The sequence below is a fragment of the Laspinema olomoucense D3b genome (assembly GCF_025370785.1).
Taxonomy (GTDB): domain Bacteria; phylum Cyanobacteriota; class Cyanobacteriia; order Cyanobacteriales; family Laspinemataceae; genus Laspinema; species Laspinema olomoucense.
In genome coordinates this window covers 32,504-58,619 of sequence record NZ_JAMXFA010000016.1, presented here as the reverse complement: position 1 = coordinate 58,619, position 26,116 = coordinate 32,504, and the positions used below count along the sequence as shown (strand labels likewise).

Annotated in this window: 23 protein-coding genes; 5 read left to right on the top strand and 18 right to left on the bottom strand. The window is 48.2% G+C overall.

Annotation, left to right across the window (positions count from 1 at the left end):
* Positions 1–171: 171 nt before the first annotated feature.
* The 13 genes from hflX to ispG all read right to left on the bottom strand — a co-directional run bounded on the left by hflX (position 172) and on the right by ispG (position 15,461).
* A complete protein-coding gene (hflX, locus tag NG792_RS13740) occupies positions 172–1,806 on the bottom strand; it encodes a GTPase HflX (protein WP_494337209.1) in 1,635 nt (544 codons plus the stop codon).
* A 516-nt stretch (positions 1,807–2,322) separates the two neighbouring features.
* On the bottom strand, positions 2,323–2,976 hold the full coding sequence (locus NG792_RS13735; RefSeq protein ID WP_261235804.1) for a Uma2 family endonuclease: 654 nt from the start codon (positions 2,974–2,976) through the stop codon (positions 2,323–2,325).
* Between the two features lie 34 nt (positions 2,977–3,010).
* On the bottom strand, positions 3,011–3,574 hold the full coding sequence (locus NG792_RS13730; protein WP_261235754.1) for a Uma2 family endonuclease: 564 nt from the start codon (positions 3,572–3,574) through the stop codon (positions 3,011–3,013).
* Positions 3,575–3,868: 294 nt separating this feature from the next.
* Positions 3,869–5,104: an LL-diaminopimelate aminotransferase gene (locus NG792_RS13725; RefSeq protein WP_261235753.1), complete on the bottom strand. Its 1,236-nt coding sequence runs from the start codon at positions 5,102–5,104 to the stop codon at positions 3,869–3,871.
* A gap of 150 nt (positions 5,105–5,254) precedes the next feature.
* On the bottom strand, positions 5,255–6,094 hold the full coding sequence (locus NG792_RS13720) for a class I SAM-dependent methyltransferase (RefSeq protein ID WP_261235752.1): 840 nt from the start codon (positions 6,092–6,094) through the stop codon (positions 5,255–5,257).
* Positions 6,095–6,212: 118 nt separating this feature from the next.
* Positions 6,213–7,052, bottom strand: a complete 840-nt coding sequence (locus tag NG792_RS13715) for a dienelactone hydrolase family protein (protein WP_261199351.1) — start codon at positions 7,050–7,052, stop codon at positions 6,213–6,215.
* A gap of 97 nt (positions 7,053–7,149) precedes the next feature.
* Positions 7,150–7,938 (bottom strand): hypothetical protein, encoded by a 789-nt coding sequence (locus NG792_RS13710; RefSeq protein ID WP_261235751.1) that lies wholly within the window; start codon positions 7,936–7,938, stop codon positions 7,150–7,152.
* Positions 7,939–7,947: 9 nt separating this feature from the next.
* Positions 7,948–8,910, bottom strand: coding sequence for a TRAFAC clade GTPase domain-containing protein (locus NG792_RS13705; protein ID WP_261199349.1), 963 nt, complete (start codon positions 8,908–8,910; stop codon positions 7,948–7,950).
* A gap of 132 nt (positions 8,911–9,042) precedes the next feature.
* On the bottom strand, positions 9,043–9,180 hold the full coding sequence (locus NG792_RS13700) for a hypothetical protein (protein WP_261235750.1): 138 nt from the start codon (positions 9,178–9,180) through the stop codon (positions 9,043–9,045).
* Between the two features lie 101 nt (positions 9,181–9,281).
* Positions 9,282–9,791 carry an ATP-binding protein gene (locus tag NG792_RS13695; protein ID WP_261235749.1) on the bottom strand — a complete coding sequence of 170 codons (510 nt, stop codon included), beginning with the start codon at positions 9,789–9,791 and terminating at the stop codon, positions 9,282–9,284.
* Positions 9,792–9,964: 173 nt separating this feature from the next.
* The gene (locus NG792_RS13690; RefSeq protein WP_261235748.1) at positions 9,965–12,169 is read right to left on the bottom strand and encodes a hypothetical protein; all 2,205 of its coding nucleotides are present in this window, start codon (positions 12,167–12,169) and stop codon (positions 9,965–9,967) included.
* Positions 12,170–12,455: 286 nt separating this feature from the next.
* Positions 12,456–13,763, bottom strand: coding sequence for a carboxyl-terminal processing protease CtpC (gene ctpC, locus NG792_RS13685; RefSeq protein WP_261199346.1), 1,308 nt, complete (start codon positions 13,761–13,763; stop codon positions 12,456–12,458).
* 471 nt (positions 13,764–14,234) lie between these two features.
* On the bottom strand, positions 14,235–15,461 hold the full coding sequence (ispG, locus tag NG792_RS13680; protein WP_261235747.1) for a (E)-4-hydroxy-3-methylbut-2-enyl-diphosphate synthase: 1,227 nt from the start codon (positions 15,459–15,461) through the stop codon (positions 14,235–14,237).
* Positions 15,462–16,209: 748 nt separating this feature from the next.
* Between ispG and NG792_RS13675 the strand changes: the two genes are divergently transcribed.
* The gene (locus NG792_RS13675) at positions 16,210–19,350 is read left to right on the top strand and encodes a serine/threonine-protein kinase (RefSeq protein WP_261235746.1); all 3,141 of its coding nucleotides are present in this window, start codon (positions 16,210–16,212) and stop codon (positions 19,348–19,350) included.
* Between the two features lie 70 nt (positions 19,351–19,420).
* Here NG792_RS13675 and NG792_RS13670 read toward each other — a convergent pair whose 3' ends face one another.
* Genes NG792_RS13670 through NG792_RS13660 form a run of 3 tightly spaced genes read right to left on the bottom strand, consistent with a single transcriptional unit; the run spans position 19,421 to position 20,774 of the window.
* Positions 19,421–19,609 (bottom strand): DDE transposase family protein, encoded by a 189-nt coding sequence (locus NG792_RS13670; RefSeq protein WP_261199343.1) that lies wholly within the window; start codon positions 19,607–19,609, stop codon positions 19,421–19,423.
* 46 nt (positions 19,610–19,655) lie between these two features.
* Positions 19,656–20,537 (bottom strand): prohibitin family protein, encoded by an 882-nt coding sequence (locus NG792_RS13665; RefSeq protein ID WP_261235745.1) that lies wholly within the window; start codon positions 20,535–20,537, stop codon positions 19,656–19,658.
* A 57-nt stretch (positions 20,538–20,594) separates the two neighbouring features.
* Positions 20,595–20,774 (bottom strand): hypothetical protein, encoded by a 180-nt coding sequence (locus NG792_RS13660; RefSeq protein ID WP_261235744.1) that lies wholly within the window; start codon positions 20,772–20,774, stop codon positions 20,595–20,597.
* A gap of 80 nt (positions 20,775–20,854) precedes the next feature.
* Between NG792_RS13660 and NG792_RS13655 the strand changes: the two genes are divergently transcribed.
* The 4 genes from NG792_RS13655 (at position 20,855) to NG792_RS13640 (ending at position 24,122) form a co-directional block, all read left to right on the top strand.
* Positions 20,855–20,992 (top strand): hypothetical protein, encoded by a 138-nt coding sequence (locus NG792_RS13655; RefSeq protein ID WP_261235742.1) that lies wholly within the window; start codon positions 20,855–20,857, stop codon positions 20,990–20,992.
* Between the two features lie 268 nt (positions 20,993–21,260).
* Positions 21,261–22,574, top strand: a complete 1,314-nt coding sequence (locus NG792_RS13650) for a hypothetical protein (RefSeq protein WP_261235741.1) — start codon at positions 21,261–21,263, stop codon at positions 22,572–22,574.
* A 212-nt stretch (positions 22,575–22,786) separates the two neighbouring features.
* Positions 22,787–23,485, top strand: a complete 699-nt coding sequence (locus tag NG792_RS13645) for a Uma2 family endonuclease (RefSeq protein ID WP_261200833.1) — start codon at positions 22,787–22,789, stop codon at positions 23,483–23,485.
* 169 nt (positions 23,486–23,654) lie between these two features.
* On the top strand, positions 23,655–24,122 hold the full coding sequence (locus NG792_RS13640) for a VOC family protein (protein ID WP_261200779.1): 468 nt from the start codon (positions 23,655–23,657) through the stop codon (positions 24,120–24,122).
* Positions 24,123–24,306: 184 nt separating this feature from the next.
* On the opposite strand, the gene NG792_RS13635 is transcribed toward NG792_RS13640, so the two are convergent.
* Positions 24,307–24,495 (bottom strand): hypothetical protein, encoded by a 189-nt coding sequence (locus NG792_RS13635; protein WP_261200780.1) that lies wholly within the window; start codon positions 24,493–24,495, stop codon positions 24,307–24,309.
* Positions 24,496–24,794: 299 nt separating this feature from the next.
* Positions 24,795–25,190, bottom strand: a complete 396-nt coding sequence (locus NG792_RS13630) for an AbrB family transcriptional regulator (RefSeq protein WP_261200781.1) — start codon at positions 25,188–25,190, stop codon at positions 24,795–24,797.
* Positions 25,191–26,116: the final 926 nt, after the last annotated feature.

Below are 26,116 nucleotides of genomic sequence, written 5' to 3'. Positions count from 1 at the left end.
GCTCGGCACCAATACAAAGTTTTGATAAAGTGGGGAATTTTAGGGAGCAACAAGTCCTCAATAAATGAATTGGGGACTTGTTAAATTGTAGGGCTCCATTTATTCTTACATCAGGGGACTGGAATTGTCGTCAGCAAAATCGCGTAACTTGGGCAAAGATAAATAAAGAGATTACTGAGGAGCCACTGCATAATCGATGAGTTGAGCAAGTCGGTGGCGCAGGGTTTCGAGTCCCAGACGCTCGCTGGCACAGATAAAGACGGCCAGGGGAAACTCTTCCTTGGCGATCGCCAGGGTATCCCCATCCACCGCATCAATCTTATTAAAAGCAACCAAAGCCGGTCCTGGAGTAACAGGCATTTCCCCCAAAATCTTCATTACTGAGCGAATTTGACTTTGCCATGCCGGATGGGATAAATCCACAACGTGCAGCAAGGCATCTGCTTCGGTGACTTCTTCTAAGGTGGCGCGGAAGGCATCCATCAAGGAGGGGGGAAGTTCGTGAATGAACCCCACGGTGTCGGTGACAACGATAGTCTGGGTATCGCCCATGACGGTGGGAATCACTAACCGGCGGGTGGTGGGGTCCAAGGTGGCAAACAGTTGATCGGCGGTATAAATTTCCGCATTGGTCAAGGCATTGAGGAGGGTGGATTTCCCGGCATTGGTATAACCCACGATCGCCACGGAAGGGACATCCTGATGTTGGCGTCGCAGGCGCATCCGCGATCGATGGGCCTGCAACTCGTTGACTTCCTGTTGTAAACGTGCAATTCGCCGTTGAATGGCGCGGCGTTCGGTTTCCAGTTTGGTTTCTCCAGGGCCTCGGGTGCCAATTCCACCCCCTAAGCGGGACATGGCTTGACCGCGACCCGTAAGGCGGGGCAGCATATATTCCAGTTGGGCTAATTCGACTTGGAGTTTACCGGCCCCCGATTGGGCGCGTTGAGCAAAGATATCGAGAATGACTTCGGTGCGATCGACCACCCGAACGCCGATTTGGACTTCCAGATTGCGGACTTGTGCCGGAGACAGTTCGCGATCGAAGACAATTAGATTGCTGCCGAGGGTTTGTGCAGTGAGGGCGATTTCTTCTACCTTCCCCTTTCCCACGACGGTTTGGGGATGGAGACGGGGACGTTTCTGGCGCATGGTTTGCAGGACGGTTCCTCCGGCAGTATCGACTAGACGGGCGAGTTCGGTGAGTCCATCTTCAAATTGCTCATCTTTAAGATTATTGGTCATCACCCCGACTAATAGGGCGCGATCGTGGTCCGCATCCACATCCCGGGCGATAAATTCGCGCTGGAACTCGGCTTCTAGTCCTTCGACAAGTTCTAGGAAGTCCTGTAGGGAGAGAGCATCCAGACTCATCGGGGGGGAAACAGTCCAGGAGGCGATCGCTTCATTATTGCTCTGGCCCTCTTCCATTCCCGTTTGGGGAATCAAATGCGCTAAATAGGTCTGACTCACATAACCCGTGGCCCCACCTCCGCGCCGTTCAAACCCCTCCCCGGTTAAATTCAACACCACCAAAGCATCTAAGCGTTGGATCGCCATTGCCGTCAGAGAAGACTCACTGGGACCCTCCCCCTTCAACTGAGTAGTAATACAGCGAATCCCACTCAGACGGCCCTCACCGTACCGGGGTAATTCCATTGCTGGGATTTGGGTTTGACGCGGTGAACCCACTCCCACCCGGATCACCTGACCCCGACGATTGATGTAAACACAAACCGAATCCTTGATTTCGGTACTAATTGCCGCCAAACGCTGGGCAAATTCCGATGTAGTAATCGCATCCACCGGGAGTTTTTGGTGGTAGAGGCGGTCAAGTTGCTTAAGCTGACTGGATTTAAGTCCTTGTAGCTGTCCGTATATCGTTTCGATAGGCGTATTGACCAGGAAACTGGCCCTCCGAACTCTTTATCTCTTTATTTTATCGTGAGTCAAAGGGTTGTTAGGGACTCAGGGGGTTTGGCTGTTTTAAAGGAGACTGGATAATTCCAGGGGGGAATGGAGAGAAGGAGATGGGAGTACCACAGGTGAGGCGATGGTCAAATATCCTGGGGGGGTTACGCCCCATCCCAGAAAAGCCTATCTTTTAAAATTGATGATTCAGGATAAGTTGAGCTTTTTTAACCGTTCACTTCAATAATTAAACTGCTATAGCAGTCCTAAATCAGTTTGCTATAAAGATAGGGAGCAAGTTGCTCGCACTCCTAAACATTGGATTGATGTCTTTTCACAATTTATATGGGTAAGCAGCTTATCAACCCTCTTCGATCATTGGAATATGAGGGGGGCGATCGCCTTTCTAGTTTAACTCCCACTTTCAGCGATCGCCTCTTCAAATTCTGCCAATGCCTGAGAGGTTCCCACTTGCCAAGCGCGTTCGACTACCCTGGGAATAATTTCTGCGATCGCCTGTTCCGGAAAAATCGGACTCTTCTGAGCCGTGACATACTCTCCTTCTTGTAACAAATAGATGGTTAGTTTGGACTGATTATACACCCAAACTTCTGGGCATTCAACCGCTTTATAGGCTTCGATGGTGGTTTTAGAGGTGACATCGGTTTCTATTGCCAAATCCGGCGGTGGGTCATTCGGTTCCAGGCGGCGACGTCCAATCATCCGTTGACAGTTCTGGATATAAAAACTAGCATCCGGTTCAATTCCTGCCATTCCTTCTCGTTTAAAGGTGGTCGATCCAAAGGGTTCGTATCTAATGCCTTTTGCTTTTAGTAAATTTTTGACAATATCTGAAATGATGTCATTGGGCTTTTCATGTTCAGGTAAGGGAACCATAATTTGTAAAGTGTTATGACTGTAGGCAAGGCGGGAAGCTCTTTTCTCCCCCATTTCTTGTAATAGGGTTTCAAATTCCTGCCAACTGATGTTGGAAATGCTAACGGTACTGCCGGGTTCTAGCTTTATTTCACTAACGGGTTTAACAATGCCGGTGATCAGGGTCATAATAAAAAACATTAAATTGTTATCGGTTTCCAATCTATTCTAACAGCCAGCCAAATATATCAGCCACCGTTAGCCGTAACTCGCTGGCAAATGGAGGAACGGGAATTTGCTGTTCAGCTTCATCAAAAGCTTCGATTTGTTGCTGAGGATGATATACAAAAATAGTTTTATCTTGGGGGTCAATTAGCCAACCCATTTGACTTCGGTGTTTGAGGGAGTGCAGAATTTTTTTTGTAACTTTGGTTTGACTGGGCTCAGGTGATAAAATCTCTACCAGCCAGTCTGGTGCTGAGGGGAAAATATTAGCAATTTCGCCGTTCTCCTCCCGGGGAATTCTTTCCCAAACAAAGACTGATACATCAGGAACAATGGATTGTCCAGCAAAGCTGCATCTGAGTTCAGAAAAGGCTCGGGCAATTTTAGGACCTCTGAGAGTGGCATTAACTGTAGCTGCAAATTCAGTTTGAATTGAACTATGTTTTCCTTTCGGCATTGGCTTTTGAATGATTTCGCCTTCAATATATTCACTGGCAGGTTTGGTTTCGGGAAGTTTGAGGAATTCTTCCAAGCTTAACGATTTGGATGGGGTTTGGACCATGTTAGGGGACCTCCAAAATGAGTGGGTTAGGGTGGGCGATCGCCTCTCAACTTACCCCTATTATAGCGCCCAAGCCTATAAAACATTCCATTTTCCCATAAAAAAACGGGGTTTCTGCATCAAGTTAAGGGTTTCTCCCTCATCCTTATTCAGAAACCCTGTTTTAGATTGTTTAGAGGGCCGGGATAAGATTATTACCCAAGGAGAAAAAACCGGGTTTTTAGCAAAAACTTCTAGCTAATTTGCAGAAATTTTATTAACAAACCCAGTTTCTACCCTTGTAGTAAATCCGGACTAAAGTTTTAAATTTTCAGTAATCCGTTGCATCGCTTCTTCAACATTTTTCCGGCTATTAAAGGCAGAAATGCGGAAGTATCCTTCCCCAGCAGCGCCAAACCCTGAACCGGGAGTTCCGACTACATTCACCACTTGCAGCAATTTATCGAAGAAATCCCAACTGGATAATCCATTGGGGGTTTTCACCCAGACGTAAGGTGCATTCACACCACCGTAAACCGACAATCCGGCAGCAGTTAGTTTCTCGCGGATAATTTTGGCATTTTCTAAATAGAAACTGACCAATTCTTTGACTTGTGCTTGTCCTTCTTCGGAGTACACCGCTTCTGCACCGCGTTGGACGATGTAAGAAACACCATTAAATTTGGTGGATTGGCGGCGATTCCAGAGTTTCCAAACTTCGACATCAGACCCATCGGAGGCTTTTGCCATTAAGTTTTTGGGAAGCACTGTAAAGGCGCAGCGAGTGCCGGTAAATCCCGCATTTTTGGAGAAAGAACGAAACTCGATCGCACAATCTTTGGCGCCTTCTATTTCATAGATAGAGTGAGGCAAATTCGGGTCCGTGATGAAGGCTTCGTATGCTGCATCAAAGAAAATAATCGAACCATTCGCTTTGGCATAGTCTACCCACTTTTTCAGGTAGTCTTTAGTGGCAGTTGCACCCGTGGGATTATTGGGGAAACAGAGGTAAATTAAATCGACTTTCTCCGTAGGAAGTTCAGCGGTGAAATTATTTTCCGCACTAATGGGGAGATAGACTAATCCCTCATATTCTCCTTTATCATTGGCGGGTCCGGTATGTCCTGCCATGACGTTTGTATCAACATATACGGGATAAACCGGGTCGGTAACGGCGATTTTGTTGTTGTTACCGAAGATGTCGAGAATGTTGCCGTTATCGCACTTAGAACCATCGGAAATGAAGATTTCTGAGGCATCGATCGCGCATCCTCGGGACTGGAAGTCGTGGGTGGCAATTTTTTCCCGCAACCAGGCATACCCTTGTTCGGGTCCGTACCCTTTGAAGTTGCTGCGATCGCCCATGTCTTCCACCGCTTTTACCATTGCTTTGCGGCAAGCTTCGGGTAGGGGTTCTGTCACGTCGCCGATCCCCAGTTTGATGATTTGGGCGTCCGGATTCGCCTCAGCAAAGGCATTCACGCGACGAGCAATTTCGGGAAACAGGTAACCCGCTTTGAGTTTGAGGTAGTTGTCGTTAATCGTTGCCATCGTCAATCGTTAAAAACATCGTATTACAGTTTACTGCTAATTGTGGCATCGGGATAGAGGTTGGAGTTGCTATTCTGATTATTAACAATTTCCACTCTGCGGATACGCCGGTAAACCTAATTAAAAATGATGGGTTTGTGAAACTATTTTTTATCGGTCGATGGGTTTGTGGCCAACCATATAATATAAGGTTAAATCGTTCCAAATGCCTTGTTTCGTGACTAAGGTTTCTAAGTGGGAAAAATATTGTGCTTGGGCTGCGTTTAATTGTTCACAATTGAAATGTTGGACAAAATTTATATGAGTGAGAGGATTGTTTATAAACATCTCCCATAAGTTTTGAGCCGACTCTAAGCTCAAATAGTGCCCAAATTGCTCATCGGTGATTTGGATTTGTTCAAAACCGGCGGTTTGCAGGAGGTTTTTGCATTTTTTTTGTGTTCCCGTGACTTCGGACCAACTGGGCAATTCCAACCCGTAGTTTGTGGCAATTTTTATTAAGAGGTTACTAAAAATAGAAGCGGTTTCAGCGAGTCCAGTCAGGGCGATGATCCCACCGGGTTTTAGAAACCCATACCACCGGCGCAGGTTATGGGGAATATTGGAAATATAAGGAATGCCACAACAGCAGAAAATGCGGTCAAAGCTGTTGTCGGGAAGCTGGATGGTTTCTATATCGGCTTGCTTGAGTTCGATATTAGTTAAACCAGCAGCAGCGATTTTGGAATGCGATCGCCTTAACATTCCCTCGGACAAATCAACTCCCACCACTGACCCGCTATTTCCCACAATTTGGGCGGCTTCAATGGCGACTAAACCCGTTCCCGTTGCGATATCTAAGATGTGCTGTCCGGGTTGAATGTCAGCGCATTGGATGAGATGATGGGCAACAAGGGGATGAAAATCGCCTTCTTGGTCATAATTGGTGCGGCGATTAAAGTAATCGGCAATTTGTTGTTTATAGTCATTATGAATCTGAGAATTATTCATGATTTTTATTGTTTTATTACTAGGGTTTTTAGGGGAATCAACAAAAAATATTCTAGGAGAGATCCCCCCAACCCCCCTTAAAAAGGGGGGCTTTTGGGAGAATTAAATCTGATTTTTTTTAGGCAACGCCGTACTTTTCAAACCAAGTGAGAAGGCGATTCCAGGCATCTGCTGCGGCATCTGGGCGGTAGGTGGGGCGGTAGTCGGCATAGAATCCGTGGGGAGTGTCGGGATAGAGGATGATTTCAGAGTTGCTGTTGCCGGAGGTGAGGCGATCGCGCATTTGTTCCACAGTATCGTTAGGGATTAAATCATCCTCGCCCCCGTATAATCCGAGGATGGGGACGGTTAATTCCTCGGCGATATCGATGGGATGTTGGGGAGTCAGGGGGGTAGATTCACCGACTAATCGCCCATACCAGGCAACTCCTGCGGTGACTTGGGGGTTATGGGCGCTATACAACCACACAATTCGTCCTCCCCAGCAAAATCCCGTGATGCCTAGTTTTTCGGTATTGCCGTTACTACTGGTTTGCGCCCAAGCAACGGTAGCATCGAGGTCCGACATCACTTGTTCATCGGGTACTTTAGATACCACTTCGGAGATAATTTCCTGGATGTCTTCCATCTGGGATACATCTCCCTGTCTGGCAAACATTTCTGGGGCGATCGCCAGATAACCTTGTTTGGCAAATCTCCGGCAGACATCCTGGATATGTTCATGAACCCCGAAAATTTCCTGGATAACTAGGATTACGGGAAAGTTTTTCCCGGTGGCAGGCATGGCGCGATAGGCGGGGATTTCTCCATCGGCAACGGGGATGACAACTTCACCGGCGACTAATCCTTCGCTGTCGGTGGTGATGACTTGTTGGGCGAAAATTGGATGGGCAGCAAGGGCAAATCCAGCGGCGATCGCACTCACTTTTATGAATTGTCGGCGCGTTAAAGGTTTCATTGGCAATTGTTCCTCTTCTTCAAGCAAATGATTCGGTCTATTTTTAAGTTAAACCGATAATTTTTGTATTATAACTATCCGGTATTTTTTGAGCAATCTAAAACCAGAAAAACCCTAACACCAACATCCCGATCGCCACAATCCCTGCCACTAAAGTGGCGGTTTCATTGAACTTTTTTTCCGGTTGAAACGGTTCTCTAGAAGAACTGGGGGTGTCTTGTCTTTCCCGAACTGGCGTCCAATCTTCCTCGTCTAAACTTTTGGATAAACCTCGCCAAACTCCCGCCTGAATTAAAGCATCTTTGCTTTTAATTCCGGTAACGACAACCAGAGTACCTTCTCTTTGGGGTAACCCATATTGTTCCAGTTGGGTGGCGAGGGTTTGTTTAGTGCGATCGCAATTTTTGGCGAGTTTATCCGTGGAATGTTCTTCTCGTTCTCGGTCAGATGTTTCCGGGGAACTGCTGAGGGTGGCACTCGCCGATAATCCTTTTAATAGTTCCCAGTTGACGGTAAATCCGTCCGTTCCTCCCACGGGAATTGCTTGGTCAATTTCCGCATCTAATCCGTCTTGTTTTTCCTCTAAAAAGGTGCGTAAAGCGCGGACAGCGATGGCCCGGAACTGTTGTTCATGGGCGGCAGAATCTTCCGCAACCCAGGCGATGGAATTGCGAATGGTGCGATCGCGAAAATCGGTCCTTCCCCTCGCCTCTAACCCAGTAATCAGCAATAGCAACCGTCCGCTATATCGCCCTAAGACAACCGAGGGGGATTCGGTTTGAATGCAGTCAGCAACCCGATTTAAAGTGAGAATCGAAGGAGTTTCTGGTAACCAGCAGTAGCCCTCCTCCTGAGTAAATCCCCGACTTTTGACATAAATTTCCATGACATCCTCCTATCCAATATTTAACCAGTTTTGACCCTGCAATACCGCAAAGGCCCCCGTATTTTTACAGCCCTTGGCAAATTCCCGGACTGCATCTTTGAGGTGATTATCCAATCCTAACCAATCTCGGATAAAATTAAACACTCCTAAGTTGCGGCGGTCCAAATGTAGTCTCAGCAAAAACCGCAACAAATAGCGTAAAGGCTGTTCGCTATCCTGGGGATTATATTGGGCATCATGGCTAGTTTTTCGGAAGATAAATAACGGTTTGTCCTCCAGAATTTCAATGCGGGAAAATACCACAGTTCCTACGGTTTGAACCGGCGTCACAATCACCACCACTTTTGAAAGTAAGGATTCTGATCGCAATAAATCTAATAAACGCGCATATCCCGCTTGCACCTGCCTCACCAATTCCGCACTGCTTTTCTCATCTTGTAAGTATTTCTCGCAGCGTACCGGGGCAAAAATCACCAATCGAGGAGACTCTAATTCGCGATAGACTCTTTGAAATAAATTAGCAATTTGTTGGGGTTTATTTACCGCATCATGCCATTGGCCATTTTTTTCCATTAAGGCAGGGGTATCAATGGCGATCGCCACTGCTGCCGATTCCCGCACAAATGTCTCCACTCGTTCCTTTTCTTCCCGGGAACTTTTAGCGGCGAGATATTCTCCCGGATAATCTTGAAAGTGCAGGGTTAATGACGGAATTGCCCCTTTTCTACCCAAATCAAAGATAAAAGATTTATGATCTTCCGTACTCTGCATCCATCCTTTCGTTTCAAAACTGTCCGGCAGGGTTTTTAGTTCCGCTAATCGTTCTTGTAGCAATGCTGCACTTTCTAAATCGGGGGTCAGTTGCAAATTGGTTTGTCCAATACTGCGTTCAAATTGCTCATACATGGCAGTCAAAAGGCTGGTTTTACCCACGCCACTGGGTCCCAGCATGGTGACTTTTAATTCCTGCATTACTTTCTCGGTTTTAGGGTGGATTTGCTTGTTTTTTTTAGTTACTTCTATTCCAGCAGAATTAAAGGTTATTGTCCTTTAAATTCTCCCGACTCTCTCATAGTCCGGCGATAAACTCGCTATCAGCTTCCTTCATCGGCAATGCTTCATCAATTTTAATTCGCTATCCGGTGGCAACCACTTCTTGCCCTCTAATCGGATTATACCCGATTTGGGAGTAATTTTCCCAATATAACCCCGTCCCGTGACGCTGTTATAAGGATAATTCATTAAAGTTTATCCCATAACCAGTGGCATCTGCTTGTCGCCACCGAAAGCAATCTACCACCTGGGATGGATTCTGGAAATATTTCAATTGCCGCATTTTACGGTCAAATTGATTCGGATCCAAGGTTTTCCTCCCGGGTCCAAGGATGAACTTCAAAGGTTCCTGGATTCGGGGCTATTTTGACCTGAAATAACTGATGAAATCCTTCGGAGTAGTTCGGGGGGACTAATTTATGGCGAGTCATATAGAGGGCGTAATCCGGGACTCGGGCTTTTCCCTCTCGTTGTCGATTGCGGGTGAGGCAATCGGCAATTTTGGATTCAAAATAATAGCCGATAATCTTTGCTTGATAGTCTTGGGCAATTTCAATGATAGCGTGGCGATCGCCTAGAGTGGGATTGGTATTATCTACCACTAAGGACGTTCCGGATTTTAAGTGTTCTGCGATTAAAAAAGCTTGTCTGCGGGCGGGTTTTTTATTATTTCGCATCAAATCTTTACTCACCAAAGCATGAGTTTCGGCGAAATGGGTTCGGTAAAAGGTGCTTTTCCCCGACCCTGGTAATCCAATAAATATCACTATTTCTATCATAAATTCTTGATTAATAGGCAAAATTTTTTGAATAAAATTAGAAAAATAGAGGTTAAGCCACAATTTTTAACAAAATTTTTGACAAGAGTTAATGATACCAAATCAGGGTATTAAAAGTGGTCTTTATAGATTAGCCTGCGTAGGCAGGCTTCGTCCGTATAGCCCCACCCTTTAGGGTGCGGGCTAAAGCGTTTTCAACCGCTATTTCCAGGCAAAAATTGCATCAATTCCAATTGATTGCCCGCTTCTACCGTATCCACAGCAGCAACCCATTCTCGACGTAGGCGATCGCGACTGCCTAAACGGTCAAATTCATCTTGCCATACCTCGGACCGAACTTCTTCTAAAAAGATTTGCCATTCGGTTTTTACCCCTTCCACGCGCAACACGCGATCCACAAATTCCTCCACGATCGCAAATGCCGCCTGATTCGGTTCAATTAACAAATCTTCCAAGACAGTTTCACAATTATAAACTGCTTCGGCATGAAGGGTTTTCAGATTGCTTAAAACTTCCGAAGCCGAAATCCCTTGACTCGATAATTTCAAGCCTGTTTTATCCGGATTTAATCCATCTAACTGCTGGCGAATGCGATGTTGAATCAGTCCGCGATAGGATAAATTAAATTCCGATAAAATTCTAAACCCCAGTTTGAGTTTCTGTAAATCTTCCGGTAACTGTTCCGCCATTACCCCTAAAAATTCACTGCCCCGAACTGGGGTGAGGTTTCCTAACCGTCCCTGTTCTATCAGCACATCGGCCACTCGGGACTTGACTCGTTCGATCGCCTGCTTCAATCCATCATCTAAAGTCAAAAAATGTTGGGATAAATGGGCGCGAATTTCGTTTAAATATTGATAGTACGCATTAGGATATCCTCCCACGCGATCGCGCCTGGATTCTATCTCCTCCAGGGTCGGAATACCCGGATCCTGCCGACAATTGGCAATCGCCATCTGGACTTGCTTCTTAAACTCCAAATCTTCCGCCTCTCGCTGCTGAGACAGCCCCCGCAAAAATCCCTCTAACCCACTGGTTAAGTTATTCCAGAGGGCATCGAATAACCGCAAAAATAGGGGAAATTCGCTCTCGCGTTGGGCGGCTTGGCCCAGGGCTTGCCTTGCCTTGACCAATTCCGCAGCTTGGCGATCGCGCAGGTGCAATAATCGGTCTTGACAGGCTGCTGCATACTGGCGATCCAGGTCAGTGATTTTAGCCATTAAATACTCCAAAACCCCCTCTAAAATCTGCTGATTCACCGCAACAGAATCAGCACAATTCACCGTTAGAGTTTTGACCACTTCCAAATGTTTTTCTGCCATTGTTTCCGCTAAATCTTGGCAGTTTTTGGCATTATCCCCATTCCCAGAACCGTTGTGGGTTTGGTTAAGAATCATCATCGACCACAGGGCGATCGGCAGTTCAGTTAACGCCGCCGCCGCAGTGTCGTACAGCTTCACATCCACATCAGCCCAATAATCCCCCGAGGATTTAGGCATTCTGACAAACAACACAAAATCCACCTCCTGACCCAAGGTTTCAATCAGTCTCACTTCATCCCCAATTCCTGTATCCCCCAATCCCGGCATATCCACTAAAGCAATAGTTCCCACATCCCCATTAGGAAACGTGCAGACAATTTTAACTTGGCGCACGGCGAGATAGTTGAAAAAGACCCGCTGACCATCGGCGGTATCTTGTGCCACATATTCGCGAATTTCCCCTTGAGTAATCCGGCGTGGGGAGGGCTGTTGCAGGAGAGTCCGATACTCGTCTAGGTGCTTGTGATATCGGCGCAGATGTTCGTATTTCGCCCCGGTTTGTGCGCCGTAGAGGTCGCGAGGTAGAGGCGGCAGAGACTGTTTGGCAAAGTCATCGAGGGACTGGGGGGCGAGGCCTAGCTGGAGTTGGTCGTAATACGGGGCGATCGCCTCCTCTAAAAACGATCGCTCACTATGAAAAAACACTTCCCCGTGAGTTTCCAGGGTAGGATTGTGGTAGATGGTACTGAGGACGCCGGTACAATGTTGGCGATCGCCGTCGGGAATTTCCGAAGCCGTCAGTCCGGTTAAACTTTGTAATAGGCGACTTTTCCCTTGTCTGGCACGTCCGACAACGCCGATATTCAGGGTATCCCGGGAAAACCGTGCCTTCAGTTTCGCCGTCGCCTCTAATTCCGTGGCAATCTGCACCTGAATTTTCCAAAAATCCACATCCTGAAGATGTCCGACGATTGCCTGATCCTCCACGGAATCCACGAGGCGATCGCGGTGGTCCTGTAAAGTCCGAAGTGCCGCCGCAAGGGACCTCAAATTGTCCTCAACCCGACTAATTTTTTCGGCTAAGGGCCGACGTTTTTCGACAATCTGAGCAATTTGTGCGGTTCGCTGGTTATTCATAATGAGCAATATAATTCTCGGTTTCGGTCCCCTCTCTTGATGCTGTCGGCGAAGGATTCAACGAGGCTGAATCCACCTTTGGCCCTCTCCCCTGTGTCTTGGGGAGGCGATCGCCCGTCAAGAACTGAAAAGACTGCTTGGAGGGGTCCCAGAAAAAAATAAGACCCTTTCATCTTACTAGATGGGGGTCTTATCTAACCATTCTAAATCGTCTTAATTTCAGGGAAACAGGTAAAAACAATCAAAGTGTTGAAACTTCTAACCCTTACAAATTCACCGATTTTAGTTAATTGGCGGGGATACGTTTAGCCCGGGCAGTAGCAATTTCTTCCCGGAGGACTTCCATCGCTTTCGTGTATTGAGGGTCTTGGGCGGAACCAATTAAGGTGCGATCGCCCCGTAAGAGTTTTTGTTGGTCCTCAGTGAGTTCGATCGCCACATCGGGAGTAATCCCTTCATGGTTGATATCCGTACCATTGGGGGTGAGATACTTGGCAATCGTCACCGCCAGTCCGGATCCATCACCCAACCCACGGACCGATTGCACTAACCCCTTGCCAAAAGTTTTAGTTCCCACAAGCACCGCCCGTTCATTGTCTCGCAAAGCCCCAGAGAGAATTTCACTGGCACTGGCGGAACCCCCATCCACTAACACCACTAACGGTTTATTCGTCAGGGCGCGTCCATTGGCAGACTGAAGGTCCATCTCTCCGACGCGGTTCACAGTGGAGACAATGCTGCCAGAATTGAGCCACATCCGAGCAATTTCAATACTAGAATGGAGTAAACCCCCGGGGTTAGACCGCAGATCCAGAATATAGCCCGAGACATTTTGGCCTTCCAGGTCCTGGATGGCGTCGCGCATTTCTTCAGCAGCGATCGCGTTAAAATTCGTCAGACGGATGTAACCGACCCCACCCATCGGGCTTTCCTGATAGCTGTAGCGGACCGGATGGAGCTCGATGAGTACGCGCTGAATCGTATAATCTTTCGTCTCTTTCGTCCCGCGTTCTTCGTCAATCACCCGTTCAATCGTCAGGGTCACCTCCGTACCCACGGGACCCCGAATCAGCGACACCGCCTCATTGATATCCATCCCTTCGGTACTTTGTCCGTCAATCTTGAGGATGGCATCTCTAGCTTGAATTCCCATCGAGAAAGCCGGGGTATCCTCAATCGGCGAAATCACGATCAGTTGCTTCGTTTCTTCATCCTGGGAGAGTTGAATCCCCACCCCTGTCAGTTCTCCAGAAGTATCAATCTGCATACTCTTGAACTCCTCTGGATTCATAAACCGGGTGTAGGGGTCCCCCAGTTGTTCCAGCATTTCTTGAATCGCGGTGTAAGCTTCCTCCTTATTGCTATAAGGTCTGTTCAGATACTCTTGACGAACCGTCTCCCAATCAACTTGATTAAACGTGGCATCCACATAATTGCGGTTAATAATTTGCCAAACTTCGTCTACCAGTTCTTTGGGGCTTTCTTGAAAAAATGCTTGACTTTGGGACAGATGAAGTCCCGCCCCCGTGACCGTAACAGCAGTTAAGGCGACTGCTGTTGCACCTACTATAAGTCCGCGTTTTGTAATCACCATAAATATTCAATCAGGAAGGAAAAACTACGATTAAGGACGACCCCCTTGACTCTTTTATCTTTCGACAAAAAAGGTAGTACGATGAAAGCAATCCAGAGGGAAGGGATGGGGCTGATGAAGGGAAAGCACAGGGTGGATATTTAGCTATAGATGACGAACCCGAGGAGAAAGCGCCTGCCCTGATTCTATCTCCTTTAATAAGCCGGAAACAGCTCGAATAAGGAATGGACGATTCTCAGGAGTTTATAGGTTTTGTCCCTAGTCTTACGATAACACAGGGTTTGCACAGGTACGAGACCGCCCAGATTCTCCTTCAGCCCGGGTCGAGGGGCGATCGCGGGCCGGATTTGTCCTCGGGTATCGCTACTGCCGTGGAGAAACCCGGTTTTTTGTTTAATGCCGATCCCCCAGGTCCTAAATCTAAACTAGAAACCCAGTTTCTGGTCTCGTTCAATTCCCGCCTTTCCACCCCTAGGGATCAACCCATCGCCCATCAGCTTGAATCAACTTAATTAACTCATCAACCCCTTGAGATTCCGGGACCTTTTTAATCTCATCCCGACCCCGATAGAGGGAAATATATCCCGGTTGCTTACCCACATAACCATAATCGGCATCGGCCATTTCTCCGGGTCCATTGACAATGCAACCCATTACAGCAATATCCAGTCCCGTCAGGTGTTTAGTTGCTTCTCGGACCTGATGGAGGACCTCTTCTAAATTAAAGAGGGTGCGACCACAAGAGGGACAGGCGACATATTCCACCATCGTCTTTCGCAGACCCAAGGCTTGTAGAATGCTGTAACAGACGGGAATTTCTTTTTCTGGGGCTTCGGTGAGGGAAACGCGAATGGTATCGCCAATCCCTTCCGCGAGTAAGGTGGCGATCCCTGCGGTGGATTTAATGCGTCCATATTCTCCATCCCCTGCTTCCGTGACCCCGAGGTGCAGGGGATAGTCCATGCCTAAGTGATCCATCCGTTGTGCCATCAGGCGATAGGCTGCCAGCATCACCGGGACGCGGGATGCTTTCATGGAAATGACCAGGTTGCGGAAGTCTAACGATTCACAAATTCTGATAAATTCGAGGGCGGATTCCACCATCCCTTCGGGCGTATCCCCATAACTAAACAGCATCCGTTCAGCTAGGGACCCGTGATTGACCCCAATTCGCATAGATTTACCTTGGTCTCGTAGAGAAATGACCAAAGGTTCTAGGGTTTCCCGGATTTTTTCCCCAATTTCTGCAAATTCGGTCGGGGTGTATTCGGTGCGGTTGGGGTTGGGTTTTTCAAAGACGTACAGCCCGGGATTGATTCTGACCTTATCCACGTGCTTGGCGACTTCTAGGGCAATTTTCATGCCGTTGTGATGGACATCGGCCACCAAGGGGACGAGTTGATAGGTCCGCGCCAGCCGTTGCTTAATTTCCGCCAAGGCTTTGGCATGGGCCATACTGGGGACGGTGACTCGGACAATTTCGCAGCCGATTTCATGGAGGCGACGAATTCCGGCGACGGACCCGTCGATATCTAAGGTGTCTTCGTTAATCATGGACTGGACCACCACGGGATTACCGCCCCCGATGGTGATGTTGCCCACAGGAACGGGGCGGGTTTTGCGACGGTGGATGGTGGTGTCCGTCAGGGCGGTATTGGCAGTGGGTTGGGCGGTGGTTAGGTTCGGGAGTGTTTGCATACTGGCGATCGCAATCCGATAGTTGCTGTGCAGGGTGGTTGATTGGGTCCTGGGGCGATCGCATTGAGGCTTCTAAGTTTGGGGCTCGTTCCCCTTCTTGAGCAGCCAATGGACGCGCCAGGGTGTTCTAGTCTGGGTTCTGTTTTTCAGGTTGCCATAAATTGAGTCAATTTGGCGGAAAATCCTCACAGAAAACTTCCTTTTGTTCCCTCAATCTCCCCTCACCCAGAGACTGAGGCATTCTCGCCTAGGGTCACGCGCCCGGGTTTTACCTAACCTCCGAGAGATTTTTGGATTTCATCGATGACAGGGGACGAGAAACCGATAAGATAAGAAGATATTTTCGCCGATGGCAAGTCCGATCGCTTGCGATCTCGCCATGCTAATTCCCAAAGGGTGCGATTCTTGCTGTAAAAACCTTTGTTGTTCAACGGATTGCTTGCATGGAAATCAATCGATGTGTTGTTAGAGCCAGAGCTGTTTATCCTGAATGCAAGTGCTTCAAAATGCCAGGAGCGCTCGAACGAAGGCCCCTATTCAACCCATTGCAGGGGTCGTAACCCCCCTTGGCGATCGCATCGGTGATTTGATTTTACCTGGACCTTATCCAATTTTCTCAACCCGCGAATGGGTGCCACCCATCTAAATCATCATCTCCACCTCGCGATCTCACCCCCACGACTCCCGAACGAAGTGGCCCTCTGGCCCCCGAAAACCATTCACTCAACCGCCGCCGCAGATCTAAGCTATGCAACTGATGAACGCCATGACCGGACAGCTCATCCAAGGGCGCTATCAACTCATTAAAGACCTCAAGCGAGGTGCTTTTGGTAAACTCTATCTGGCTGAAGACCGACAACAGCCGGACCAACCGCGCCCCTGTGTGATTAAACAACTCCAGCCGAATCTCTCCAATCCCACCCTGCTGGCCGAAGCCCGTAGGCGCTGGCAACGGGAAATCGAAGTGATGCAAAAATTAAGCACTCATCCCCTGATTGCGGGAATTTTGGATGGGTTTGAGGAGGAGCAAAAATTTTATATTGTTGAAGAATTTATCCCCGGTCAAGACCTCAGTCAAGAAATCATCCGAGGCAACCGCTGGAGTGAAGGCTTGGTGATGGCGCTGTTGCATCAAGTTCTGGAAGTGTTAGCGTTCATTCATCAGCACTCAGTAATTCATCGCAATATTAAACCCTCTAATTTAATCCGGCGGTCCGGCGATCGCAAAATTATTCCCGTTGATTTTGGGTCTTTTAAAGAAATCGAAACTCTAGCCATCAATCCCCAAGGTCAAGTGGGTACAGCGGCGATCGGCACTCCAGGTTATGTCCCCATCGAACAACTCGGGGGCAAACCTCGCTTTAATAGCGATATCTATGCCCTCGGCATGACCGCGATTCAAGCCTTAACGGGCGTCCCCCCCCGCGAGTTAGAACGGGATCCCAAAACAGGTCAAACGATCTGGCATCATTTGGCCCCAGTCAACCCCAAGTTGGCCCAGATTCTGGATAAAATGGTGCGCTCAGACTATCAAGACCGCTACCAACAGGCGACGGAAGTGATCGCTGATTTACGGTCTTTACATGAAATTGGCAATCTTCTCGATGGTCGCTATCAACTGGTAAGTTTGTTAGCCGAACGCCGATTTAGTAAAACCTTTTTAGGGGAGGATTTACAACGCCAGGAAATGCCCTGGTGTACGGTGGAGCAAATTAAACCCGTTCAACAACAGACCTTTCCCTGGTGGGAAGCTAAAAGCTTTTTTGATGCGGAAGCCCAACTTTTACACCGTTTAGGCACTCATGACCGCATTCCCACGTTGCTGGCAGATTTTGAGCAAAATGGGGCATTTTATTTGGTCCAGGAGCAGATTGAGGGACAGTCCCTTTCTCATGAATTAATCCAGGGCAAAAAGTACGAGGAAAAGGAGGCAATTGCCTTATTACAAGAGGTCCTAGAAACTCTCGCCTTTGTTCATGACCATCATGCCCTTCATTTGGATTTAACCCCCTGGAGCATCTTCCGGCGTCAGTCTGACGGCAAGCTGATGTTGACCAATTTTGGGGCGGTGAAGCAAATTGGCACCTTGACGATTGACCAGGGCCAGTTAACCACTTCGACGGCGATCGGGACTCCGGGATATATGCCAAAGGAGCAAATGGTGGGCAATCCCCGCCCGAATAGCGATATCTACGCCCTCGGTGCAGTGGCCCTACAAGCGTTAACCGGGGTGCGTCCGGATTATCTGGGGACGGAACCCCATACGGGCGAACTCAGTTGGCGCAAGCACGTTCAGGTGAGCGAGCGCTTTGGGGCGATTCTGGATAAAATGGTGCGCTCTTATTTCCGCGAGCGCTATGAATCAGCTCAGGAGGTGTTGGCCGATCTGCGTGCCCTCCAAGAACCCGTTCTTGTCCCCTTTCCGGAGTCGGCGCCGATGCCGATTGGGGGGGATGGTCCGGTGTCTCCCCAGGTCCCCCCAGAGCAGCCCCAGGCGGACCTGGGGACGAGTCCCCCAGGTCAAGCCAAGACTTCTATTGGGGCCTCGGTGGTAGCGGGGGTGACCCAACTTTCCCAAAAGTTACCTTTTGGCAAACCCTGGCCGATTCTGGCGGTGGTGGCCCTGATGGGAACGGCAGGGGTGGCGATCGCTCTGAACAATTCACAGCAAGCTCGTCAAGAGCGTAAGGACTCGGAGAGATTTATCGAAAATGCCAGCTTGCTTTTGGAGTCCCAGGATGCCCTGAAAGCCCTGGATGAGTGTGATCAGGCGATCGGGATTAAGGCCGATTATGCCTTAGCTTGGAAATGTCGCGGGGATGCGCTCTATCTGCTCGATCGCTATGAATCGGCTCTCGTGGCTTATGACAATGCCAGCCGTTTAGAACCGAAAAATGCCCGCTATTGGAACAATCGCGGGGAAACTTTGTATCAATTACAGCGCTACGAGGAGGCGATCGCAGCTCACGATCGCGCTTTAGAACTTCGCGGGAATGATGTGAATGCCCTCAAGGGTCGGGGCCTTGCTTTACTCAGTTTGCAGCGCTACGATGAGGCACTGGCCAACCTGGAGCAAGCGCTAGAAGAGGAGCCGAATGACCCTCAAGGCTGGGAACGCAAGGCGTTGGTTTTAGAGTATTTGCAACGTCCCCAAGAGGCGGATCAGGCTTTTGAACGCGCTCTGGCTGCTTACGATCGCCAGCTTGAAAGTAAGCCGGATGATTTGAATGCCTGGTTAGAACGGGGTCGATTACTCACTGAGTTACAACGGCTGGATGAAGCGATCGCTTCGTATGATCGCGCGTTGGAAATTAATCCAGAATATTATCTAGCCTGGAATGCTAAGGGAACGACGCTGTATAGTGCTTCTCAATTTGCTGCTGGCTTAGCGGCTTACGATCAGGCTCTGGCGATTGAACCGGATTTTTATAAAGGCTGGCATAATCGCGGGGTCTTGCTGAGTCTGGGGTTGGGTCGCCATTTTGAGGCGATTGAGTCTTTTGATCGCGCCTTGGCAATTGAGGAGAGTTTTCATCTGGCTTGGCGCGATCGCGGTTTGGCACAAATGGAACTGCGCCGTTATGAAGAGGCAGTTACCTCGTTTGATCAAGCGGTGAAATTTGAGCCCAAGGATGGCAGATCTTGGGCGAATCGGGGGATCGCACTTAATGAAATGCGGCGTTATACCGATGCGATCGAATCGTTTGATCAGGCGATCGCCGCTCAAACTCAAGATCCCTTAGTCTGGACTCAACGGGGAATCGCCCTGGAGTCCCTGGAACGGTACGAGGAGGCTCTGGCTTCCTACGAAAAAGCCCTGGAAATTCAACCCAATTTCTATCTGGCGTCGGAGTCCCGGGACTGGGTTTTACTCAAGATGGGCCGCTAGTCACCTCTGCAGGGGAATCAATCGGTGCATCGTTACTGTATGACACCGATGGGTTCTTCTCCAGTCAGGGTTATAAGGGTTGGCACTTTCCGGCGCGAATCAGGCCCACACGACGGGCGATCGCCTCCTCCCGAGATTCAAAAGGTCCCCAGTTCTCCCCGAGTTCCGGCTGTTCCGGCCCTTCCAGGTGACTGCTGGGGAGGATTTCACAAGTTCCGTTTTTGCCCTTGACAATATAGTATTTGGAGGGTTCAGCCATCGGTTTAGATTAAGAAAAAGGGGGTTACAGCAGGTGGGGCGATCGCCTAGGGTTGCAGAATCACCGGAGTCGTGGCATTATTGCCGGACCCGCCCATAATTACTACTTTACTGTTATTAGAATTGGCAAGGCGATCGGTTGCTTCAATATTGCGCCATTGCAAGAATTGCGACGTTAAACCCGGGGAAATAATTTGTTGATACTCCGCAATTCCCAAGGCTTCAATCCGCTTGCGTTCGGCTTCTTGCCGCTCTTTCTGTAGCACCAATTCCATGCGCTGATTATCCTGTTCTACCTCCATTTTTTGCTCAATGGCAGCTTGTAATTTCTCCGGTAGCGCCACATCCTTGAGAAAGGCTTCTTCAACGACAAAACCCAGAGGTGTTAAAGACTCCCGCATGGATAACCGCAGTCGCCGGGTGACTTCCTCCCGTTTAGCGGTATAAATGTCTCTAGCCGGATAACTGGATGTAATTTCTCGCATAATCGCTTGAAACCGCGATCGCACGATTTCTCCATCATTAACACCCACATTTTGATACACATCCGCCGCACTATTCGCGTCTAAGCGATACTGGATCGTCCCCTCTACAACCAGGTTTAACCCTTCTTGGGAGGTGGCTGAAATTTTCTCCGGCATATCCCGCAGGCCTGTGGAAAACTTCAAAACATTTCCAAATGGGTTCACCCAATGCACCCCGGGATTCAAGGGTTGGGGGTCTACCTTCCCAAACACCTCAATCACTCCAACTTTGCCCGATGGGATAATTGTAAAGGTTTTCAACAGGGAAGCTGTCGCTGCTAAAATACCGATTAAAAGGGCAACAGCGCGCACGGTATTACGATGTTTCTCATCGGAAAACTTGGGTCCGACGAGAACCACCAAAATTGAGAGGAGACTGGTGAGGATTGTGGCAATGAAGGTCATGGGATTACCTCAAACTGCTGTAAGTAACAAGGCATTGATCTGGAAATACAATTCAGTTTAAATCACGCAACGCCAAGAGAATTTTTCAAGTTTTCCCTGGGGAAATCCGACTGCGGCCCCGCCAATTTTGCTAGGATACCACACCGGATACCCCAGCGATCGCTGGACGACAATTTGGCATAAATTTTTTCGATTGATTGCGGACTTGATCGAGCCAATCAATCGATTTATGAGCACAGCAAAACACCTAAACACAGCCTTGGTGGGCTTGTTTCAGCCACAAACCACCAAAGTCCGGAAACTGCCGGGAAGTTTCTGTGAGGGATGGGGAGGATGGGGGAGATGGGGAGGATGGGGAGGATGGGGGAGATGGGGGAGATGGGGAGGATGGGGGAGATGGGGGAGATGGGGGAGATGGGGAGGATGGGGGAGATGGGGGAGATTCAACGTCCTGACTTGCTGTCGTTTCTTCCATTTAATCCTATTGGGAATACAAAGTGACTTCCAACGGGACTATATTATTCTTATAACTTTGTTTTTCGTACTTTATAACTCTCACAAATAGTATTTACCCCATTCCCTAACACCGATCGCTTTGCTACTCAAAGCAGATTTAGGGCCTAATTTCTGTTAATTTTCCTAAAGGTATATTAAGGATGCGCTCAAATCTGCGTTACAATTAAATGCGTCTTTTCGATTAGATCTGACTCCCCTCCCAAATTCATGCTAGAAATCAACGCTCCTAACTTATATTTATTTAGTTACCATATCAAAGAAGGGTTAGGCATCAGCCTAGAAAGCAGTCAACGGAATTATCACTCAGTTTTAGAAAAAATAGTGGGTGATATTTCCCGATTAATCCCCGGTGCGATCGCTCGGGATTGTCAGGAAACTTTCCTCGATCTTCAGTCCGAACCCACCGCCGATTTAAAATTTAAAGGAACCCTCCATAACCACGCTATCCTCGGACGCTATCTGCGCCGAAGTCTCCATCAGACTTATGCCTTAATTTTTGATGGTTCAGTTCAAGAAAGATATAATGCTCATGAGGTTCAGAGTCTGCTGAGTACGCTGAAAGCGCTCACGCCGGACCCGCATTCCCCGGATAATTTAGGACAAACTTGGATGATTTCGGGAGTCTGGGAACATGGCAATTCCACTCAAATTGAAAAGCTGGCAGAAGAGAGCTATAAAACCTTAATCTCTTCGGAAGGATGGCATCATCGAGCAACGGGGGACTATGTAGGGGTGAAACTGTATGAGTTTTGGCGAACATCGGGGGGAAAGACTGGGGAGACGATTGAAGCTAATAGTTATTTACTCCTGGTTCTGTATCCCGATCGCGAAACGTTTCAAGCGGGATGGGGATTTTATGAACAATGGCAACAAGTTTTATTATGTCGGCATCAAATAGTCTGGGCAAAGGCCCATAGCCAACGGCTCAACGAACAGCTAATCACCCACTATCAACAGATTGAGGCGATCGCTGATTATTCTACTCTGAGTCTCTATCACCTCAAAACCACGAAGGATGCTCTATCAGGATTGCTCACTGGATTTACCACTTTAGAGAAGCATCTCAATTTGATGGAACTCCAGATAGACCAGTATGATAAATATTGCCATCAGTTAGAACAAGATGCCGATGGATTAGGATTAACGGAACTCACTTTTTTAAACATATTCAGCACCTCAGTCAAACAAACTTACCTCCCCAGGCTTCAAGGGGATATCACTGCATTCCGCCTAAATTTGGAAGGGATACAAAATCTAACTCACAGGATTCAGGGGCTGGTGGAAATTCGTCAGGCCCAGCGCGATCGCACGGTTAAAACCGCAGTGGGCATCGTGGGGGTCGGAGTAGGGACAGCTTGTATAGTAGCCGTCGCTTCCTCGACTCCTCCTGCCGTTCCCTCGGTGAATACGGGCCCAAATTCAGGTTTGCCCGAGGTCTTATTGGTAAGTGTGATCTGCGGGGGTGTTGCGAGTTTAGTCACCTTTGTGTCTGTCGTCCTGTGGCAAAAACTTCGCAAGTGATGCGGTGAAGCATCGGGCGATCGCACGTTTCTCCTGCTAAAATTAAGTCTACCCAGTCGGTTCAGGATTCAATCCAATTTAATCAATCGGACAAGAAACCCGGTTTCTGACCAGAGCAAAAGTTGCCAAACCCACAAAACTTTTGTGAAGAAACCCGGTTGTCTTCCCTTAACTGTACCGGCGTCCTAGCACAACCCTATGGAGAAATGGCTATGGTTACAGAAGTGCGATCGCCTGAACCCCAGGCAACCCTGATCTACCCCGATAGTGATGGTCAACCAATGGCAGACAATACCCAACAATTTGCGCTCATCGTCTGGATTAAAGAAAATTTAGAACGGGTCTATGCTCAGGATCCGAATGTCTTCGTCGCCGGAGATTTACTCTGGTATCCCGTGGAAGGCAATAACAAGCTCAGGCAAGCGCCGGATGTGATGGTAGCATTTGGACGACCCAAAGGCTATCGGGGGTCTTACCAACAGTGGAAGGAAGACAATATTCCCCCACAAGTGGTTTTTGAAATTTGGTCTCCCGGGAACCGTCCCTCGGAAATGGCGAAGAAATTGGCGTTTTATCAGAACTACGGTGTTGAAGAATACTATCTCTATCATCCCGATTTGCTCGATTTAGCTGGATGGTGCAAGTCTGAGGGGAGTTTACAACCGATCGAACAAATGGACGGATGGGTGAGTCCCCGCCTCGCAGTCCGCTTTCAAATGGCGGAGAGTGGATTGCAACTGTACCGTCCCGATGGCGAACCGTTTCTCACCACGTTGGAATTAGAGGAACGGGCACTACAGGCCGAAGAACGGGCGCGACAAGCTGAATCAGAACTGCAACGAGAACGCCAGAAATCCCAGATACTCGCCGATCGCCTGCGGGAAATGGGAATTGATCCCGATGCGTTGTAGGGATATCTAATCAGTCATCGGGACGCTGATGCGATCGCGTTTATTCCCGGGGCGATCGCACCACTTCTGGCAAAATTTCTCGCGATAAACCCTTCCAATCCATCTTGGATTCCTCCAAAATGTCCTGAAAGATTTCTACCCGGATTACCCTCTCAAACGAGTCCATATCATGCCAATCAATTTAGAATCATCAACTTTTGCGATCGCTCCTGGCAGTTTGCGACAAGTTCACCATATCGCATTTAACGTCAGGGATTTGGCAGCATCCCGCCATTTTTATGGTCGGATCCTGGGTTTACGGGAACTGACTGGGGAGTCCGTTCCCACCACGTTGCGGGAATTAGTCGCAACGGGGAAAGTTGCCAATTTTGTTACCCCAGATGGGACGGTTATCGATTTATTTTACGAACCGGATTTATTACCTCCGGACCCAGACCCGAAACGTGCCTTTACCCGTGCCAATCATCTCGCCTTCGATATTGATCCGCAATTATTTGACGGCGCAGTTGAGGCACTTAAAGCGCATCAGGTTGCGATCGATAGCGGTCCCGTCACCCGTCCCACTGGACGCGGCATCTACTTTTACGATCCGGATGGGTTTATTATCGAGATCCGTTGCAATCCTCTCGACAGTTGACTGATAAAAGTCTGCTCCAAGTCCGGGTAAAGTGGGGTTAGAGACTGTGGAAACCCCAGAATATCTCTTGCCTCCTCGGTAGGGATTAACTCTAGCTGCCATTGAGATAAAAATCCCTGAAGATTTATCTGTAAAACGGGATACAAAATCCTGATTTTACGCAGTCGCCTTTGACCTGTTTTCCTTAGAAGGGTAAGGTTTGATGTTGCCACCAAGGGTCAATCCTTCCGGGAATCATCCACCCGATTCCGGGTTTAGGATACCTGGGCGATCGCCTCGGATATCCCCCCATCAACTGCCTCTTTAAATAAAGAAGCCTTTCGCGATCGCGAAAGGCTTTTCCATTACATCCACCGCCACGATGGCATCCCATCGGTTAGGGTCTTTCCTCGCAAACCCATTTCAGAATATTTAAGCGAAAATTCATCACTTTCGCCACTTCCTGGCGTATTTGCCGCCGGAAAAATTTATCCCTAATCCATGCTAAAAACAAGTTTTTCCCGGGATTTTACTGAAGAGCACAGCGGGCCAGAAGCTCCTGTCCTGGCGCTGTTACAAGGTTTATTCTCTCTCTACAGGTTATCTTGAGAGAGAGAAACCCTGTTGATTTTCTTAAGTAGAAACTCCCAAAAAGGACTCTATATTAATGATCGCTCCCCCCGATGCTCTGAATTAAGCCGCTTCGGTTTCCCCGTCTTTTTCTGACTCGTCCACTTGAATTAAATGGATATGCTTGTAACCCAGCTTAATTTCAAACTCGTCACCGGGCTTCAACCCCATTGCTTGGGTGTAAGTTGAACCAATCACGAGTTGCCCATTTTGGTGGACGGAAACCCGATAGCTTGCTTCTCTGCCACGAGTGCTTTTTTTGGCTTCCGGATCCAAAGCGATGCCTCTGGCATCGAGGAGTGCATCATAAAAGTCAGTCAGATTGACCCGAGTTTCCCCGCCTTTTGTGGTGGTAGAGTAACCACAAGCCTTTGCTAACTCTCGCCGAGGTAAGTTGGCGAGTTCTTTTGCCTTCTTGAGCAGTGCTTTTCCTCTTAGGGCAGTTGCAGTTTCAGCCATTATTAATTCCTTACTAACTCTTCTTACAAGAATTATTATAAACGAACTCCTAAAAAATACAACACCTATTTTTAAAATTTAATTACTCAGACACTACGTTGCCGATCCGGCGATCGAAGGAATTTATCAAGTCGTGGCCCTTGGCATTGAACCGCTATTTTTTCAGTGACAGTCCGCTGACTCCTCTATATAGCAGAGGCTTCCTCCTTGTCACTCCATCTCATAAAGATTTTTCACTACCTCCTCTCCCTTAAAAGCTTTGTCTTTCAGAAAAAAGAAAACTTGATAAAATTGCCCGGATTTATGATAAGGCCGGAAATAGGCGAGGACTCAGAAGGTTATGCTCAATCTATCCAGTCGCCACTTCCCTCATTCTCGTCAATTCCACCCAACTCTCCCCTCACCAGAATCCCTAACCCATTTTGGTGTTAATAGCCTTGATTCGTTTTCCACAGAGGAAATCCACTGAAAAATTCCCCCCAATGGGACGGAAGGGATATTTCTCTAATTAATCATCTGAACACAGGACAATCTTCTATTTTTAGGTTTATCTAAAATTCTGTCCCGGGAAAGTTGCCAGAGGTAGGGTGGGTGGGTATCTCACATCAGGGGGAGGGGTTATTGGTCATTTGTCCTTTGTCATTTGTCACTGGTCCTTTGTCCTTGGTCCTTTGTTGATGGGGGGATGGGGGATGCTGACGACCAATGACCAATGACCAGTGACCAGTGACCAGTGACCAGTGACCAATGACCAATGACCAATGACCAATGACCAATGACCAATGACCAATGACAAACTCATTTATTGTAATTTTTAGTCTAGGTTAGACGATGAAACCCATCAAAACTTTGTGGGGAAAGAGTTTTCACCTCAAGAATGACCAAATTTCGCCCGGGGTCTGAGGGGAAACTGGAAACTGATTACT